Genomic DNA, 15413 nt, shown 5'->3' on the forward strand with positions numbered 1-15413 from the left:
CTGTGCGGCCCCCGCGCCACGGGCCCGGCCCGTGAGGAGGCGTCAGCCGCCGAGCATCCTGCCCAGTGCCTGGCCGACCGCGTCCAGGAGGAGCTGTCGGCCGACCGTGTCGGGAGCGGAGGCGAGGCTGTGCCGAATCCGCTCCATCAGGCCGCGCTGCCGGTCCGGGGGCGGCTCGTCGTCGGGGGCACCGCCGCCCGCCAGCGAATTCGCGCTCCGCATCAGGGCCGCGAGCGACTCCGGATCGAGGTCGAGGGCCGGTGCCAGCTCCGCGATGAGCCTGGCGAGACCGGCGGGCGGGAGCGCGGTGTGCATCTCGATCGAGGTGTGCACGCTGTGGTCGGAGTCGCCCTGCGTGAGGTGCTCGATCGTCCCGGCCTCTATGTGAGTGTGCTGGGTGGGCCGACGGTACTCACGCTGCCGTGCCACATACGCGCCGATGTCCGTCGCGCCGGCGAGCACGACCGACACGCCCTGCGAGGTGAGCGCCACGTGTGAGCCGACGTCATGGTGGAACGGCGGTCCCTCACAGGTGATCAGTTCCTCGGCGGCCAGATAGGTGAGGGCTCGGGCGACCTCACTCCGGGAGAGGGCGTCGCCGAGGAAGAAGACGTCCGGCGAGTCGAGGAAACCGCTGATCCGCAACGGCTGCCGGTGCGTATTGGCGTGGATCCAGTGCAGTACGGCCCGTGCCGCGTGGCGGGTCCGCTCGGCGGCATTCGCGCGCAGGGCCTGGAGCCGGCGGGCGCGGGCCGCCCCGGCGGCCCGCAGGGTGACCACGGGAGCCCCGGTCTCGGGCCCCGGCCCGCTGACGGCGTCGATCAGCTCCTCGGCGCACAGGTGGTCGACGATGAGCCTGACCGCGCTCATGGGGATGCTCTGGAGAGAGCCGAACCCGGCGCAGGAAACGTGCCGGTACAGCCCGCCCTCCGCCCTGTCCCAGACCCACAGCAGAAGGCGGGGGCCGTACCGGTCGACGTACGCGTCGAGGACGTCGTGGCCGGGTAACGCCGGTATGGGATCAGACACAGACGGGGTCCTGTTCATGCTTGTCTCCAACGGCTCAGCTGCCGCACCTACCCCAGCTTTGTTCCCGTAATCAGCTTCCGCCCACGAGAATGTGCGTCAACTTCGTTACGAAGAAACGGATTTGGTGATTCAGCCGTCGTCGCCCCGCGGGAATGTCCGTAGACGCCCGGTGTGCCGGGTGGAACGCCGGCCTCCCGGCGGAACTCGGCCTCGTACCGCGTCGCGGCTCACCGGGTCGTGGACGCCCACGACCTACGCGGCCACGACCCGGTGAGCCGCGACGCGGCTGCCCACGACGTCTAAAGGCTTTTAAAGAACCAAGGGAAATAACCGAACCAAACCCAACCCCGCCCCCGTCCGAACGCCCATCACTCGCGCGGGTGACAAATGGCAACTCAGCTGGATTTGGCACGGGTTGGCTGGCATATGCTCGCCGCGACAACCACAGACACGAGACGGCCCCGGCCGGGACTGAGAATCCCGAGCGGGGCCTGACCACGAGGAAGAAGAGCTTCCTGATGGATACCCCGCAGATTACCGCGCCCCCGTGCGCCCCGCCCGGCTCCCCCAGCCTCTCCGGCTCCCCGCGCGACGTCACACCGACATCCGGTGTCATTCACGTCACCACCCGCCACGTCTCCGGCTTCGTGGTCATCGGCAACCACCTCGCCCAGCACCACGAACTCACCCTCGTCGCGATCGGGCTCGCCGTGTACATCCAGTCGCTGCCCGCCGGGGCGAAGGTCGGCATCAAGATCCTCACCGACCGCTTCCCGGAGAGCGAAGCGCGTATCGCCGCCGCTTTACGGGAGTTGGAGGAGAAGGGCTACCTGCACCGGAGCCGCGTACGCCTCCCGGAGGGCCGGGTGGTGACCCGTACGGTGTCGTACAACCAGCCGCGCACCGACGCCTCGACGGTCCCCGCGCCACAGCCCCGGCCGACCGCCCCGCCGCGAGCGACACCCCCTGAACCGCAGCCCGCCCCGGTTCCGCCCCCGCCCGCCCCGGCACCCGAGCCACAGCCCGCACCGCTGCCCTCCCCGGTCTTCGTACCGGCGCCAACGGCCGCCCGGACACCTCCCCAGCCGCTCCCCCAGCCGCACGCACCCACCGAGGAACTGCACCGGGCCGCCTCCGCGCTCCTGGCCGACCTACGCCGTCACGCACCCCAACTCACCCTCACCGAGAGCGACATCACCACCCTCACCCCCGGCATCGCCACCTGGCTCGAACGCGACACCCACCCCGACACCATCCGCCACACCCTCACCAGCGACCTCCCCAACCCCGTCAAACACCCGGCCAAGCTCCTCCGCCACCGCATCACCACCCTCCTGCCACCCCCACTCCCCGACACCACAGCCCTCACCCCACCCCACCGCAAGACCACCGTCATCCCGCTCCAGAACTGCGACACCTGCGAACGCGCCTTCCGCTCCACCACCCCCGGCCACTGCCGCGACTGCCGCACCGACACACACCAAGACCTGCACGCAGCCGCCGTCTGACCGCCACCCTCACCCAGCCGCACAACAATCGAGGAACCTGGTAGCCGTGGATACCTCTTTCTACAAATCCTTCATGTCAGAAGAAATCCGCGACGAAGGACGAGCCCAAGGCCGAGCAGAAGGCCGAGCCCAAGGCCGAGCCCAAGGCCGAGCAGAAGGCCGAGCAGAAGGCCAGGCAACGGGCCAGGCCGAAGGCATCCGGCTCGTCCTCGAAGCACGCGGCATCGCCCTCACCGACGAGACCCGCGAAAAGATCACCACCTGCACCGACCCCCAGCTCCTGCACCAGTGGATCCAACGTGCCGCCACGGCCACCACTGCGGAGGAAGTCTTCGCAAGTAAGTAGCCCTGGCTGGGTAACTACGCCCGCCCGGACGGTTATCGCCGCTGTCCCAGCCGTTCCCGGTCGTCCCGGACACGGCTGGGAGCACGGTGCACGCGGACGGCCCCGGACATGTCTCGCGGCACGGGGGACGCGGCGGCTGAATCGTCAGGCGGAATGGCCGGCTCGGGAGCTGATCGTGCCCCGTTGGCGATTGCCTTCGAACGTCGAACGTCGACTGATCGACCGTCGGGCGCGGGCCCGTGCGCCCGACGGCAGTCATTTACCGAATCGTCGTTGCCGATGTGCGTAGGAGCGAATGGCGCGCAGGAAGTCCACGCGGCGGAACGCCGGCCAGTAGCAGTCCACCCAGTGCATCTCGGCGTACGCGGACTGCCAGAGCAGGAAACCCGACAGACGCTGCTCGCCGGAGGTCCGGATGATGAAGTCGGTGTGGTCAGCGGTCGGCGAGTACAGATGCCGGGAGATGTCCTCGACATCGAACCGCTCGACCAGTTCGGCCAGGTCGCCACCGGCCGCTCTGTGTTCCTCGAAGGCGCTCTTCACCGCATCGACGATCTCTCGTCGGCCGCCGTAGCCGACCGCGATATCCACCTTGAGCCCGCTGCGCCCGGCCGTCGCGGCGGTGGCCTCCTTGAGCGCCTGGGCAGTGGTGCCGGGCAGCAGATCGAGCGAGCCGATCACCTGGACCTCCCAGGGGCGGCCGACGGCCGTGATGTCCTGGATGGTCTCTTTGATGATCTCGATCAGCGGGCCGAGCTGTTCGGCGGGGCGCCCGAGGTTGTCGTCGGAGAGCATGAAGAGGGTCACACGCTCGATTCCGGCGGCCGCGCACCAGTCCAGGAACTCGGTCGCCTTCGCGCCGCCCGCCCGGTACCCCTCCCGGAGATCCGTGTGGCCCGCCTGCCGGGCCCAGCGCCGGTTGCCGTCGAGCATGATCCCGACGTGCTGCGGGCGCGGCAACCCCACGAGGGTGGCGGCCAGTCGCCGCTCGTACACCGCTTCTATCGGCCGCCGGAGGAACAGCGGGAGCAGCTTCACCGAACCAACTCCATCACGTCGCACAAAACCTTTGCGGACCATACCAGCGGCGTCTCGCGCGCTCCGCGAGCGCGTCCCTGGCTGCGTTGTCGCACAAGCCACTCGGCCAGGAGGGGCTTTGACCGGGCATTTCGCAGCCGTGCGCCGATCACACACCGCGCCGGACCGCCGCCGGAGCCACACCACGGCCCCCGGCAAGCGTGCCGGGGGCCGTGATCGCTGATCCGTGTGTCCGCCGCTACGGCGGGTTGCGGGCCATGACGATCCGCTGGACCTGGTTCGTGCCCTCGTAGATCTGGGTGCTTTACAGCCTCTATCGCTCTGACCTGCACGAACACCTCCTTCCAGGGGGTCTCCCCCAGCATTTCCCCATGATCACGCGGGACCAACCGCTGGTCAGGATGCTGCGATGACGGGCGCGCGCCTCGTCGTGCTCGCGGACCCGACAACCGCCCTCTTGACCTCATCAACCCAAAGGGTGAGGGTCATGTAACAGACTGCAACGCAGTGCAACGCACGCAGCAGGAGGGCGCACCATGGGTTACACCTTCATCGGCAAAGATCCCGAGTCCGACGTGAACGGGTGCCCGGCGGTTTGGGTGGATGACGACCGACGGCTACTCGTACAGGGGCGGCGCGCCGGGGAAGACGTTAAGGCTCGGACGGTGGCCGACTCGCCGCGAGCCGAGGATGAGACGCTGATCGTTCTGGAACCGAGGATGATCCCGCTTCTCAAGGAGGCTATCCGTGTCGCAGAGTCTGGCTGAGTTCGCCAAGCTGCTCAGGCAGTGTGAGCACTCAGCAGTCCACCTTGAGACCCGCGACGCGTATGCCGTCCCCGGGGAACACCCTGCCTTCGACGCCTGGCTAGCAGGGGAGCGCAAGGACTGGGACGACCGTTCGTCGTGGTGGCGCGATGACTGGCACGGCCTCATCCAGAACATCACCGCCCGAGGTGTGACGGTGCGCCGCGCGAGGGTGGTGGGTGAGCCGGCCTCGGATTACATCAAGTGGGAGCACAACGTCACGTATGGCAACGTCGCTTGCGGGGAGGACGTCCGGTGGCTGCCGCGTCGGCAGGCATCCGACCTGCTGTTGCCCGGGAACGACTTCTGGCTCTTCGACGGCAAGCTAGTCCAGTTCAACGTCTTTGACGGTGACGGCCGTTGGATGCACACGGACTTCACAGAAGACGCGGGCGTAGCGGCACGGTGTGCTGACATGTTCGAGGCGGTTTGGGAGCGAGCTGTCCCGCACAACAAGTACAACGTCTAACAGAACAGCGGCCAGTCCATGACCTCACCTCTGTCGACGGCTGAAGAGGCCCATAAGGCAGTTGCCGACCGGCTTACTCGCATGATGGAAGACGCCGATCTATCGGGGGCCCGGCTGGCCGCTCTGTGCGGCTGGGACCGTTCCAAGACTCACCGGATCACGCACCGGAAGACGATCCCCAAGCCCGCCGACATCCGCGCATGGTGCACGGCATGCGGAAGGCCCGAAGAAGCTGAAGCACTGATAGAGACCACGCGCACGGCCAAGACCCTGTACGTCCAGTGGACCCAGTACCTGAAGGGCGGCCTCAGCAAGGCCCAACGCAGCGGCATCTACCAGGAGACACGTTCCTTCCGGGTATATAGCTGCGGGGTCCTCCCCGGGATGCTCCAGACGGAGGCGTACGCGCGGGGCATTCTCCGTAAGATCCGTCGCTTCAGGAGTCTTCCCGACGACGTTGAGGACGCCGTACAGGCGCGTCTGGAGCGCTCGGCCGCCACTCTGCGAGGCAATCAAGTGTCCGTCCTCATCGAAGAATCGGCCCTGTACATGCCGATGACCGACCCTCCGCAGCATGCGCAACAACTGGAACACTTCATGTCCGTCATCGGGCACCCCAACTTGGCTTTCGGAATCATCCCCCACATGTCACGCCGCCCGGTATGGCCCATCGAATCCTTCTACGCATTCGATGATCGCGAAGTTCAGGTGGAAACCCTGACCGCCATGGTCCGGGTGACGAATCGAGCCGAGATCGACGTGTACCTGAGCGCGTTCGCTCAGATGGCACGAGCCGCTGTGTACGGCTCGAATGCCAAAGCCTTGATCAGGAAGGCCCTCGACGCTACCGAGGAATGAAGACTTACAACACCATGCAACATCCGCCCTGCCTGGCTGCCCCTCTTCCTACCGTTCTTGGCACAGCCAGTTGACAGCCGGAGGCAAGCATGGCGATGACCATCGCGGTCTATCGAGTGACGAGGGACGGCATCACAGAGCGGGTTCCAAAACATGAGGTGGCACCCGCTTCAGAGCCTTCCGCGTCGAACCGCTTCCCGCTGTGTCGCTGCCCCGTTCACGCGGACAACAGATGCGCTCCCGAGAGCGAGCGCCGCATCCGGGACAGCGTCTGAACACAACTGGCCGGCCCGCACGCTCCACGCAACCCTTCTCCCTGGAGGCACGCACAATGAGCACAGCCGTTCAGACCCGCACCCGTGAGCCGCAGATCATCCTCAACGCACTGGCCCATCGAGTGCCCCACCTGATCACCGACACCGAACCGACGCTGTGGGATCGAGAAATCGCTCTCCTGCTTCGCGACAACAGCGTCATGACCCGTAACACCGCCGAACGGCTGCTGGGCCAGGCCATCGCCTACACGATCACCGCCATGGAGCGGAAGGGCGTGGACATGGGCGTCGGCTACACGGTGGACGTGGCCGTTCACGCCCTGATCCTGGACACTCCGCTGTACTTCGCCCTGTGCGACGAATACAACAGCGGCCAGTACAAGCACCACGCTCCCCTGATCCAGCGGCGCTGCGACGGCACCGTGACGCGGACGGCCGACATCCTGCGGGACAACGGATTCGCCGTAGACGATGAGCTGTGGGACATGGACGCGGCGGAGTGCTCGCCGTGCGACAACAAGGTGCCCGACAGCCACTAGCCGCGCCCTGTACGGGGTGCCCCGCCCTCCCCAGGGCGGGGCACCGAACCAACGTGGAACTGAGGACGACAGTTGCCCGCTCAGCACAACATCGACTCTGAACGCGAACTCTGGGACACCTTCGCCGAGAACACGAAGGACAAGGCCCTGGAGGCTGAACCGGTGCTCTGCTGGACGCAGTACGCCGGACACGGCCCAGGGCCTGAACTCCTGGGTTCACCAAGAACGGCACTGGAAATCGGCTGCGGTACCGGGCGAGCATTGGCGTTCCTCCTGAACCAGGGAGTCGAGGTCACGGGCTTGGACCTGTCTCCGGTCGCCGTCAAGCACCTGACCGAACGCTGGGGGCCTACGGGGGCGGAGTTCATTTGTGCGGAAGTGCTTGAGCACCTCGCGGCGAGCACGGAGACGTACGACGCCATCTACTCAATCTTCGGCGCGGTTTGGTTCACCGACCCGGTGAAGCTCTTCCCGCTGATCGCCAAGCGGCTCAACCCTGGTGGCACGTTGGTCTTCTCCCAACCTCCGGCCATCCCAGGGGCCTACGGCCCCCAGGGCATGTACAAAGGCGGCTTCGCGGGCAAGGCCATGTTCACCTACCGGTACAGCTTCACACCCCGCAAGTGGTCCGCGCTTCTCGCCAAGAGTGGCTTCCAGGACATCGACGCAACCGTCCTGGACGCTCCCACCGGGGGACACATCGGAACCCTGATCGTACGCAGCGTAAAACGCTGATCTCCTGGACATGCGAACACCCCAGCTGGAACTGGCGGGGGTGTTCCTTAAGGCCCGGTCCATCGTGTCCCTGAAGGTGGCAGACATTGAGCAGTGGCTCTTGTGGATGGAGACGGACCGCAAGCTGTCCGCGCGCACTCGCCGTCAGCGGTTCTCGTTCTTCTCCGGGATGATGGACTGGGCCGTCGTCAACGAGATCATCGGCCGCAACCCGTGCAAGAAGATCAAGCACGCGGGCAGTCGCGCCAAGGAGATACGCGAGCACAAGAGCAAGGCTCGACGGCTGACGACGCGGGAAGTCTTGGCGATGCTCGACGGGGCTCCTACCCGCTACCGGGCGATGCTCTGGCTGATGGCCGGATGCGGACTCCGTATCGGTGAAGCCGTGGCCGTCTCTCGGGATCAGATCGACTTCAAGGCCGAGGTCTTGCGAGTGGATTTCCAGATCGCTGAGGACGGCGAGTCAGAGTCCGGCAAGAACAGCGCCCTGCAACGTCGGCACATCAAGGCGCGTGATGAGGAGGAGCCGGGGCGCACCGTGCCCCTGCCGCCCAACGTCGCGTTCGAGCTTCGGCGGCACATCAAGAACCACGGCGTGCGGGGGCCGGAGCGCTTGCTGTTCCCCAACGTGACGCGGACCGGGTACGTGTACACCTCGTACTTCTACCAGCAGATCTGGATGGTGGCTTTGAGTAAGGGAGGGGTTCCGTACTGCAAGCCGCATTCCATGCGGCACTACTACGGATCGCGCCTGCTGTACGCGGGCGTCCCGGAGAACGATGTGGCCGACTGAATGGGTCACAGCTCCACGGACGTGCTCAGGGAGCACTACCACTACATCTTCGAAGGAGCCGAGCAGCGCGGTCGGGCGGCCATCGCAAGCATGCTGACGCCCGGCGCGGACGACCCCGCAGAAGGACAGGCGCAAGCCGCCTGGCAGAGACCATGCGAACGGCCCCTCGAATTCGCCTCACGCCGGGGGCCGTCGTGTTTGTACAGGCCAGAAGCGATCCAGAGCCCAGCGTCAGCCCAGGGTTCCCCCCAGCATGACGCCCATGATCAGCCCGAACCGGACCCGAGCCGGACCCGAAAGCCGATCACAGTCCGGGAGCCATCGAAAATAGCCGCTGACCTGCTAAAACCCTGTTACGGCAGGTTGCGGGCCATGACGATCCGCTGGACCTGGTTCGTGCCCTCGTAGATCTGGGTGATCTTCGCGTCCCGCATCATCCGCTCCACCGGGTAGTCCCGCGTGTAGCCGTAGCCGCCCAGCAGCTGGACCGCGTCCGTGGTGACCTCCATCGCGACGTCGGAGGCGAAGCACTTGGCCGCGGCGCCGAAGAAGGTGAGGTCGCTGTCGAGGCGCTCGGACTTGGCGGCGGCCGAGTAGGTGAGCTGGCGGGCCGCCTCCAGCTTCATGGCCATGTCGGCGAGCATGAACTGGATGCCCTGGAAGTCGCCGATCGGCTTGCCGAACTGCTTGCGCTCCTGGACGTAGCCCTTGGCGTAGTCCAGCGCGCCCTGCGCGACGCCGAGGGCCTGGGCGGCGATCGTGATGCGGGTGTGGTCCAGGGTCTTCATCGCGGTGGCGAAGCCGGTGCCCTCCTCGCCGATCATGCGGTCGGCGGGGATGCGGACGTTGTCGAAGTAGACCTCGCGGGTCGGGGAGCCCTTGATGCCGAGCTTCTTCTCCGGGGCGCCGAAGGAGACGCCCTCGTCCGACTTCTCGACGACGAACGCCGAGATACCCTTGGAGCGCTTCGTCGGGTCGGTGACCGCCATGACCGTGTAGTACTCGGAGACGCCCGCGTTGGTGATCCAGCGCTTCACGCCGTTGAGGACCCAGAAGTCGCCGTCGCGGACGGCCTTGGTCTTCATGCCGGCGGCGTCGGAGCCCGCGTCGGGCTCCGAGAGTGCGTAGGAGAACATCGCGTCGCCCTTGGCGAGCGGGCCCAGGTACTTCTTCTTCAGGTCCTCGGAGCCGGACATGATCACCGGGAGCGAGCCGAGCTTGTTCACGGCCGGGATGAGGGAGGAGGAGACGCAGGCACGGGCCACCTCCTCGATCACGATGACCGTGGCGAGCGCGTCGGCGCCGGAGCCGCCGTACTCCTCCGGTACGTGGACGGCGTGCAGGTCCGCGGCGGTCAGGGCGTCCAGCGCCTCCTGCGGGAAGCGGGCCTCCTCGTCGACCGCGGCCGCGTACGGGGCGATCTTCGCCTCGGCGAGCGCACGCACCGTCTCACGGAGCATGTCGTGCTCCTCGGCCGGACGGTACAGGTCGAAATCGGTCGAACCCGCCAAGACTCTCACTCCCCAGGATGCTAACTACCGTTAAGTAACACAATTTTAGGCGCCCGCCCCGGGAAAGGCATACGAGCTGGAGCCGTGAGCTTCGCGACAGCCGGAATGGAGCGTTTCAGAGGCAGGACTATGCTCGTTGACCGCACGTCTGTCCGCATCTCACAGGAGCACTACATGGCCCTCAGGATCACTGTGATCGGCACCGGCTACCTCGGCGCCACCCATGCCGCGGCCATGGCGGAGCTGGGCTTCGAGGTGCTGGGGCTCGATGTCGTGCCCGAGAAGGTCGAGCTGCTGTCGGCCGGCCGGGTCCCGATGTACGAGCCGGGGCTCGAAGAGATCCTGAAGAAGCATGTCGCGGGCATCGAGGGCGCCAGCGGGCGGCTGCGCTTCACCACCTCGTGGGAGGAGGTGGCCGAATTCGGTGATGTGCACTTCGTCTGCGTGAACACCCCGCAGAAGCACGGTGAGTACGCCTGCGACATGAGCTACGTGGACAGCGCCTTCGATTCGCTCGCACCCCTTCTGACCAGGCCCGCCCTGGTGGTCGGCAAGTCCACCGTGCCCGTCGGCTCCGCGGCCCGGCTCGCGGCGCGGCTCGTCGAGCTCGCACCCGCGGGCGACGCGGCCGAGCTGGCGTGGAACCCGGAGTTCCTCCGCGAGGGCTTCGCCGTCAACGACACGCTGCACCCGGACCGGATCGTCGTCGGGGTGGAGAGCGAGCGGGCCGAGAAGGTGCTGCGCGAGGTGTACGCCACACCGGTCGCGGAGGGGTCCCCGTTCGTCGTGACGGACTTCCCGACCGCCGAGCTGGTGAAGACCTCGGCCAACTCCTTCCTGGCCACCAAGATCTCCTTCATCAACGCCATGGCGGAGGTCTGCGAGGCCGCCGACGGCGACGTCGTGAAGCTGGCCGAGGCGATCGGCCACGACGAGCGGATCGGGAAGAAGTTCCTGCGGGCCGGGATCGGGTTCGGCGGCGGCTGCCTGCCCAAGGACATCCGCGCCTTCATGGCGCGCGCCGGTGAGCTGGGCGCCGACCAGGCGCTGACCTTCCTCCGCGAGGTCGACTCCATCAACATGCGGCGCCGCGGCCACATGGTTGAGCTCGCCAGGGAGGCCGTCGGCGGCGACTCCTTCCTCGGCAAGCGGGTGGGCGTCCTGGGCGCCACCTTCAAGCCGGACTCGGACGACGTACGCGACTCACCGGCCCTGAACGTCGCCGGTCAGATCCATCTCCAGGGCGGCCAGGTAACGGTCTTCGACCCGAAGGGCATGGACAACGCCCGCCGCCTCTTCCCCACGCTCGGTTACGCGGACACGGCCCTGGACGCGGTGCGCGGCGCCGATGTGGTGCTGCACCTGACCGAGTGGAGCGAGTTCCGTGAGCTGGACCCGGCGGTGCTGGGCGAGGCCGCCGGCCGCCGGATCATCCTGGACGGGCGCAACGCACTGGACCCCGCGGTGTGGCGCGAGGCCGGGTGGACGTTCCGGGCGATGGGACGGCCGAAGGCCTGACCCCCGCCGGGGCCCGGAGACGTCCGGGCCCTTCCTCGGCCGCCCTCAGCCGCGCCCAGCCGCCCTCAGCCGCGCTTCGCGCGGTACGTGCGCATCTTCGCGCGGGCACCGCACACCGACATCGAGCACCAGCGACGGCGTCCCGCCGGGCTGCGGTCGTAGTACACGCAGCGGCAGTCCGCCGCCTCGCACGCCTTGAGCCGGTCCCAGGTCCCGTCCGCCGACGCGGTGGCGATGGCCGCCGCGACCCGGGCCGTCAGTCCGGGCGGCTCCTCGACGGGGCGCAGCGCCGCGTCGCCCGTCGCGTCCACGGTGACGCGCAGGGGCGCGTCGGCGAGCAGCCGGTCGAGCAGGGGCACCGAGTCGTCCTCGGGCGGGCGGTGGCCTGCGTGGACCAGGCAGACGGTGCGCAGGGCCTCGCGCAGGGCGCGGGCCGCCGGGGCGTCCCGCTCGGCGAGGGCGAATTCGGCGCGCCCGTCGGCCGTGTCGAGGGTGTCCGCGCCCGTCTCGACGTCCAGGGTGTTGACCAGGGCCTCGATCAGCGCGAGTCCGCCGGGGGCGGAGTACCTCTCATCCATCGGTTCTCATCCATCGGTTCTCGATTCTCGGTTGCGACGTTACCCCCATTACGGGAGCATGCAGTAACGGTTACTGGTTGAGCTGCTCTACCGGTAACCGACTGACCGTGTCTGCCCGAGGAGGAAACGTCATGGCTATTGCCGTACTGGGTGCCGTCGTCCTGGACTGCCCCGATCCCGTCGCTCTGGCCGGTTTCTACGCCCAGGTGCTCGGCGGGAAGGTCGAGCAGCAGGAGGACTGGGTGGATCTCACGGGAGGCGCCGGCACGCCGCTCGCCTTCCAGGCCGCGCCCGGCTTCGTACCGCCGCGGTGGCCGCGTCCGGACGGCTCGCAGCAGTTCCATCTGGATCTGACCGTGCAGGATCTGGACGCGGCGGAGCGGGAGGTGCTGGCGCTGGGTGCGACGGTGCTCGAAGCGGAGGACCGGGAGCGGACCTTCCGGGTGTACGCCGATCCGGCGGGGCACCCGTTCTGTCTCTGCGCCTGCTAGGAGGGGCCACCAGAGGGGTCCGCAGGGCCCGGCCCGGCGCTCAGCCGTCCAGCTGTTCGATCGTGGCGTGCGACGGGCCGCGGCGGGCGGACAGGTCGCGGGACACGTCCTGCGCGGCGCGCAGCACCCGTACCGCGTTCTGCCAGGTGAGCCTGGCCAGGTCGGCGGCGGACCAGCCGCGGCCGAGCAGTTCCGCGATCAGGTTCGGGTAGCCCGCGACGTCTTCCAGGCCCTGCGGGAGGAACGCGGTGCCGTCGTAGTCGCCGCCGATGCCGATGTGGTCGATCCCGGCGACCTCGCGCATGTGGTCGAGGTGGTCCGCGATCGTCGCCACGGTCGCCATCGGGCGGGGGTTCGCCGCCTCGAACGCGGCGTGGACCTTCATGCCCCGCTCGGTGGTGTCCAGGTGGTGCAGGCCCTGTGCGCGCATGTTCTCGTCCGCGGACCGGGTCCAGTCGACGGCCTCCGGCAGGACGAACTTCGGTACGAAGGTCGCCATGGCGATGCCGCCGTTGGCCGGGAGCTGCGCCAGGACGTCGTCGGGGATGTTGCGCGGGTGGTCGCAGATCGCCCGCGCCGAGGAGTGCGAGAACATCACCGGCGCGGTGGACGTGCGCAGGGCGTCGCGCATCGTCGTGGCCGCGACGTGCGAGAGGTCGACCAGCATCCCGGTGCGGTTCATCTCCCGTACGACCTCGTGGCCGAACGGCGAGAGCCCGCCGACGCCCGGTTCGTCGGTCGCCGAGTCCGCCCAGGCGATGTTGTCGTTGTGGGTCAGCGTCATGTAGCGGACGCCGAGGGTGTGCAGGGCGCGCAGGGTGCCCAGCGAGTTGTTGATGGAGTGGCCGCCCTCGGCGCCCATCAGGGAGGCGATACGGCCCTCGGCCCGAGCCGCCTCCATGTCGTCGGCCGTCAGCGCGCGGCGCAGGTCGGCGGGGTGGCGGGCCAGCAGTTCGGCGACCGCGTCGATCTGCTCCAGGGTGGCGCTGACGGCGTCCTCGCCCGCCATGTCGGACCGTACGTAGACGGACCAGAACTGGGCGCCGACGCCGCCGGCGCGCAGCCGCGGGATGTCGGTGTGCAGATGGGCCGACTGGTCGGTGGCGATGTCGCGGGCGTCCAGGTCGTAGTTGACCTGTTCGCGCAGCGCCCACGGGAGGTCGTTGTGGCCGTCGACGACGGGGTGCTCCGCGAGGAGTTCCCGGGCCCGCTCCAGCTGGTCCATCACTGCCCTACTTTCCGAAGCCGAAGGAGTCGCCGCTCTGGACCTTGGCGCGCAGCCGCTTGCCCTTCTCCGTGGCCTGGTCGTTCAGCTCCTTCTGGAACTCGGCCATGCGGGCCTGCAGCTCGCTGTCGTGGGCGGCGAGGATACGGGCCGCCAGCAGGCCCGCGTTGCGGGCGCCGGCGACCGAGACGGTGGCGACGGGGACACCGGCGGGCATCTGCACGATGGAGAGCAGGCTGTCCATGCCGTCCAGGTACTTCAGCGGGACCGGCACGCCGATGACCGGCAGCGGGGTGACCGAGGCGAGCATGCCGGGCAGGTGGGCGGCGCCGCCCGCGCCCGCGATGATCGTCTTGAGGCCGCGGCCCGCGGCGTTCTCGCCGTACGCGATCATCTCGTGCGGCATGCGGTGGGCGGAGACGACGTCGACCTCGAAGGGGATCTCGAACTCGTCGAGTGCCTTGGCCGCCGCTTCCATGACGGGCCAGTCGGAGTCGGAGCCCATGACGATGCCGACGACCGGTGCGGCGGAGGAGGGGGAAGTCATTCGGTGATCGTTCCTCGCAGGTAGTCGGCCGCGTGCCGGGCGCGCTCGCGCACATCCGCCAGGTCGTCGCCGTAGGTGTTGACGTGGCCGACCTTGCGGCCGGGCTTCACGTCCTTTCCGTACATGTGGATCTTGAGCTGCGGGTCGCGGGCCATGCAGTGCAGGTACGCCTGGTACATGTCCGGGTAGTCGCCGCCCAGGACGTTGCTCATGACCGTCCAGGTGGCGCGCGGGCGCGGGTCGCCGAGCGGGAGGTCGAGGACCGCCCGGACGTGGTTGGCGAACTGCGAGGTGATCGCGCCGTCCTGCGTCCAGTGCCCGGAATTGTGCGGGCGCATCGCCAGCTCGTTGACGAGGATGTGCCCGTCGCGGGTCTCGAACAGCTCCACCGCGAGGTGGCCGACCACGCCCAGCTCGGCCGCGATCCGCAGCGCGAGCTGCTGGGCCTCGCCCGCGAGGCGCTCGTCCAGCTCGGGGGCGGGGGCGATGACCGTGTCGCAGACGCCGTCGACCTGGATCGACTCGACGACCGGGTAGGCGACGGCCTGGCCGTGCGGCGAGCGGACGATGTTGGCCGCCAGCTCCCGTACGAAGTCGACCTTCTCCTCCGCGAGGACCGGGACACCGGCCCGGAAGGGGTCGGCCGCGTCCGCCTCGGAGCGGACCACCCAGACGCCCTTGCCGTCGTAGCCGCCGCGCACGGTCTTGAGGATGACGGGGAAGCCGCCGGCCTCGTGGGCGAAGGCCGCGGCGTCGGCCGGGTCCTTCACGATGCGGTGGCGGGGGCAGGGCGCGCCGATCTCGGTGAGCTTCGCGCGCATCACCCCCTTGTCCTGGGCGTGCACCAGCGCGTCGGGGCCGGGGCGCACGGGGATGCCGTCCGCCTCCAGGGCCCGCAGGTGCTCGGTCGGCACGTGCTCGTGATCGAAGGTGATCACGTCACAGCCGCGCGCGAAGGCACGCAGCGTGTCCAGGTCGCGATAGTCGCCGACGACGACTTCATTCACGACCTGGGCCGCCGAGTCCTGAGCGGTGTCACTGAGGAGCTTGAACTTGATGCCGAGGGGGATGCCCGCCTCGTGGGTCATACGGGCGAGCTGACCGCCACCGACCATGCCGACTACCGGAAACGTCACTCCTCCAGGGT

At 68.3% G+C, this 15413-nt stretch carries 17 protein-coding genes; 10 read left to right on the top strand and 7 right to left on the bottom strand.

What is annotated here, in order from left to right; all coding sequences use genetic code 11:
- Positions 1-42: 42 nt before the first annotated feature.
- Entirely contained in the window at positions 43-1029 is a 987-nt protein-coding gene (locus ACZ6S6_RS13430) for a hypothetical protein (RefSeq protein ID WP_362967455.1), read from the bottom strand.
- 518 nt (positions 1030-1547) lie between these two features.
- Between ACZ6S6_RS13430 and ACZ6S6_RS13435 the strand changes: the two genes are divergently transcribed.
- The gene (locus ACZ6S6_RS13435; RefSeq protein ID WP_362967525.1) at positions 1548-2537 is read left to right on the top strand and encodes a helix-turn-helix domain-containing protein; all 990 of its coding nucleotides are present in this window, start codon (positions 1548-1550) and stop codon (positions 2535-2537) included.
- 46 nt (positions 2538-2583) lie between these two features.
- Positions 2584-2883 (top strand): hypothetical protein, encoded by a 300-nt coding sequence (locus ACZ6S6_RS13440; protein ID WP_362967523.1) that lies wholly within the window; start codon positions 2584-2586, stop codon positions 2881-2883.
- 255 nt (positions 2884-3138) lie between these two features.
- On the opposite strand, the gene ACZ6S6_RS13445 is transcribed toward ACZ6S6_RS13440, so the two are convergent.
- Entirely contained in the window at positions 3139-3921 is a 783-nt protein-coding gene (locus tag ACZ6S6_RS13445; RefSeq protein WP_469705686.1) for an isoprenyl transferase, read from the bottom strand.
- Positions 3922-4457: 536 nt separating this feature from the next.
- Between ACZ6S6_RS13445 and ACZ6S6_RS13450 the strand changes: the two genes are divergently transcribed.
- From ACZ6S6_RS13450 to ACZ6S6_RS13475, 6 genes are all read left to right on the top strand, one after another.
- Positions 4458-4688, top strand: a complete 231-nt coding sequence (locus ACZ6S6_RS13450; RefSeq protein ID WP_403760183.1) for a hypothetical protein — start codon at positions 4458-4460, stop codon at positions 4686-4688.
- A complete protein-coding gene (locus ACZ6S6_RS13455; RefSeq protein WP_328317809.1) occupies positions 4669-5196 on the top strand; it encodes a DUF6879 family protein in 528 nt (175 codons plus the stop codon). The genes ACZ6S6_RS13450 and ACZ6S6_RS13455 overlap by 20 nt, the downstream gene beginning before the upstream one ends.
- 18 nt (positions 5197-5214) lie before the next feature.
- Entirely contained in the window at positions 5215-6054 is an 840-nt protein-coding gene (locus ACZ6S6_RS13460; RefSeq protein ID WP_469705689.1) for a DUF5753 domain-containing protein, read from the top strand.
- A gap of 331 nt (positions 6055-6385) precedes the next feature.
- Positions 6386-6868 (top strand): hypothetical protein, encoded by a 483-nt coding sequence (locus ACZ6S6_RS13465; RefSeq protein ID WP_451311289.1) that lies wholly within the window; start codon positions 6386-6388, stop codon positions 6866-6868.
- A gap of 72 nt (positions 6869-6940) precedes the next feature.
- Complete coding sequence (locus tag ACZ6S6_RS13470; RefSeq protein ID WP_469705692.1) at positions 6941-7603, top strand: class I SAM-dependent methyltransferase; 663 nt, start codon at positions 6941-6943, stop codon at positions 7601-7603.
- A gap of 10 nt (positions 7604-7613) precedes the next feature.
- Positions 7614-8396 (top strand): tyrosine-type recombinase/integrase, encoded by a 783-nt coding sequence (locus tag ACZ6S6_RS13475; protein ID WP_469705694.1) that lies wholly within the window; start codon positions 7614-7616, stop codon positions 8394-8396.
- 353 nt (positions 8397-8749) lie between these two features.
- On the opposite strand, the gene ACZ6S6_RS13480 is transcribed toward ACZ6S6_RS13475, so the two are convergent.
- Positions 8750-9907: an acyl-CoA dehydrogenase gene (locus ACZ6S6_RS13480; RefSeq protein WP_469705931.1), complete on the bottom strand. Its 1158-nt coding sequence runs from the start codon at positions 9905-9907 to the stop codon at positions 8750-8752.
- 174 nt (positions 9908-10081) lie between these two features.
- On the opposite strand from ACZ6S6_RS13480, the gene ACZ6S6_RS13485 reads away from it, so the two are divergent.
- Positions 10082-11425 carry a UDP-glucose dehydrogenase family protein gene (locus ACZ6S6_RS13485; protein ID WP_362954890.1) on the top strand — a complete coding sequence of 448 codons (1344 nt, stop codon included), beginning with the start codon at positions 10082-10084 and terminating at the stop codon, positions 11423-11425.
- A 65-nt stretch (positions 11426-11490) separates the two neighbouring features.
- Here ACZ6S6_RS13485 and ACZ6S6_RS13490 read toward each other — a convergent pair whose 3' ends face one another.
- Complete coding sequence (locus tag ACZ6S6_RS13490) at positions 11491-12003, bottom strand: CGNR zinc finger domain-containing protein (protein WP_362954892.1); 513 nt, start codon at positions 12001-12003, stop codon at positions 11491-11493.
- Positions 12004-12134: 131 nt separating this feature from the next.
- Between ACZ6S6_RS13490 and ACZ6S6_RS13495 the strand changes: the two genes are divergently transcribed.
- Positions 12135-12494: a VOC family protein gene (locus ACZ6S6_RS13495; RefSeq protein ID WP_362954894.1), complete on the top strand. Its 360-nt coding sequence runs from the start codon at positions 12135-12137 to the stop codon at positions 12492-12494.
- Between the two features lie 40 nt (positions 12495-12534).
- On the opposite strand, the gene ACZ6S6_RS13500 is transcribed toward ACZ6S6_RS13495, so the two are convergent.
- The 3 genes from ACZ6S6_RS13500 to ACZ6S6_RS13510 are packed head-to-tail and all read right to left on the bottom strand — an operon-like array spanning position 12535 to position 15402.
- Positions 12535-13719 carry a dipeptidase gene (locus tag ACZ6S6_RS13500; RefSeq protein WP_362954895.1) on the bottom strand — a complete coding sequence of 395 codons (1185 nt, stop codon included), beginning with the start codon at positions 13717-13719 and terminating at the stop codon, positions 12535-12537.
- Between the two features lie 7 nt (positions 13720-13726).
- Positions 13727-14266: a 5-(carboxyamino)imidazole ribonucleotide mutase gene (purE, locus tag ACZ6S6_RS13505; protein WP_362954897.1), complete on the bottom strand. Its 540-nt coding sequence runs from the start codon at positions 14264-14266 to the stop codon at positions 13727-13729.
- On the bottom strand, positions 14263-15402 hold the full coding sequence (locus tag ACZ6S6_RS13510; protein ID WP_469705699.1) for a 5-(carboxyamino)imidazole ribonucleotide synthase: 1140 nt from the start codon (positions 15400-15402) through the stop codon (positions 14263-14265). The genes purE and ACZ6S6_RS13510 overlap by 4 nt, the downstream gene beginning before the upstream one ends.
- Positions 15403-15413 lie beyond the last annotated feature (11 nt).

The sequence above is a fragment of the Streptomyces sp. NPDC048671 genome (assembly GCF_055587045.1).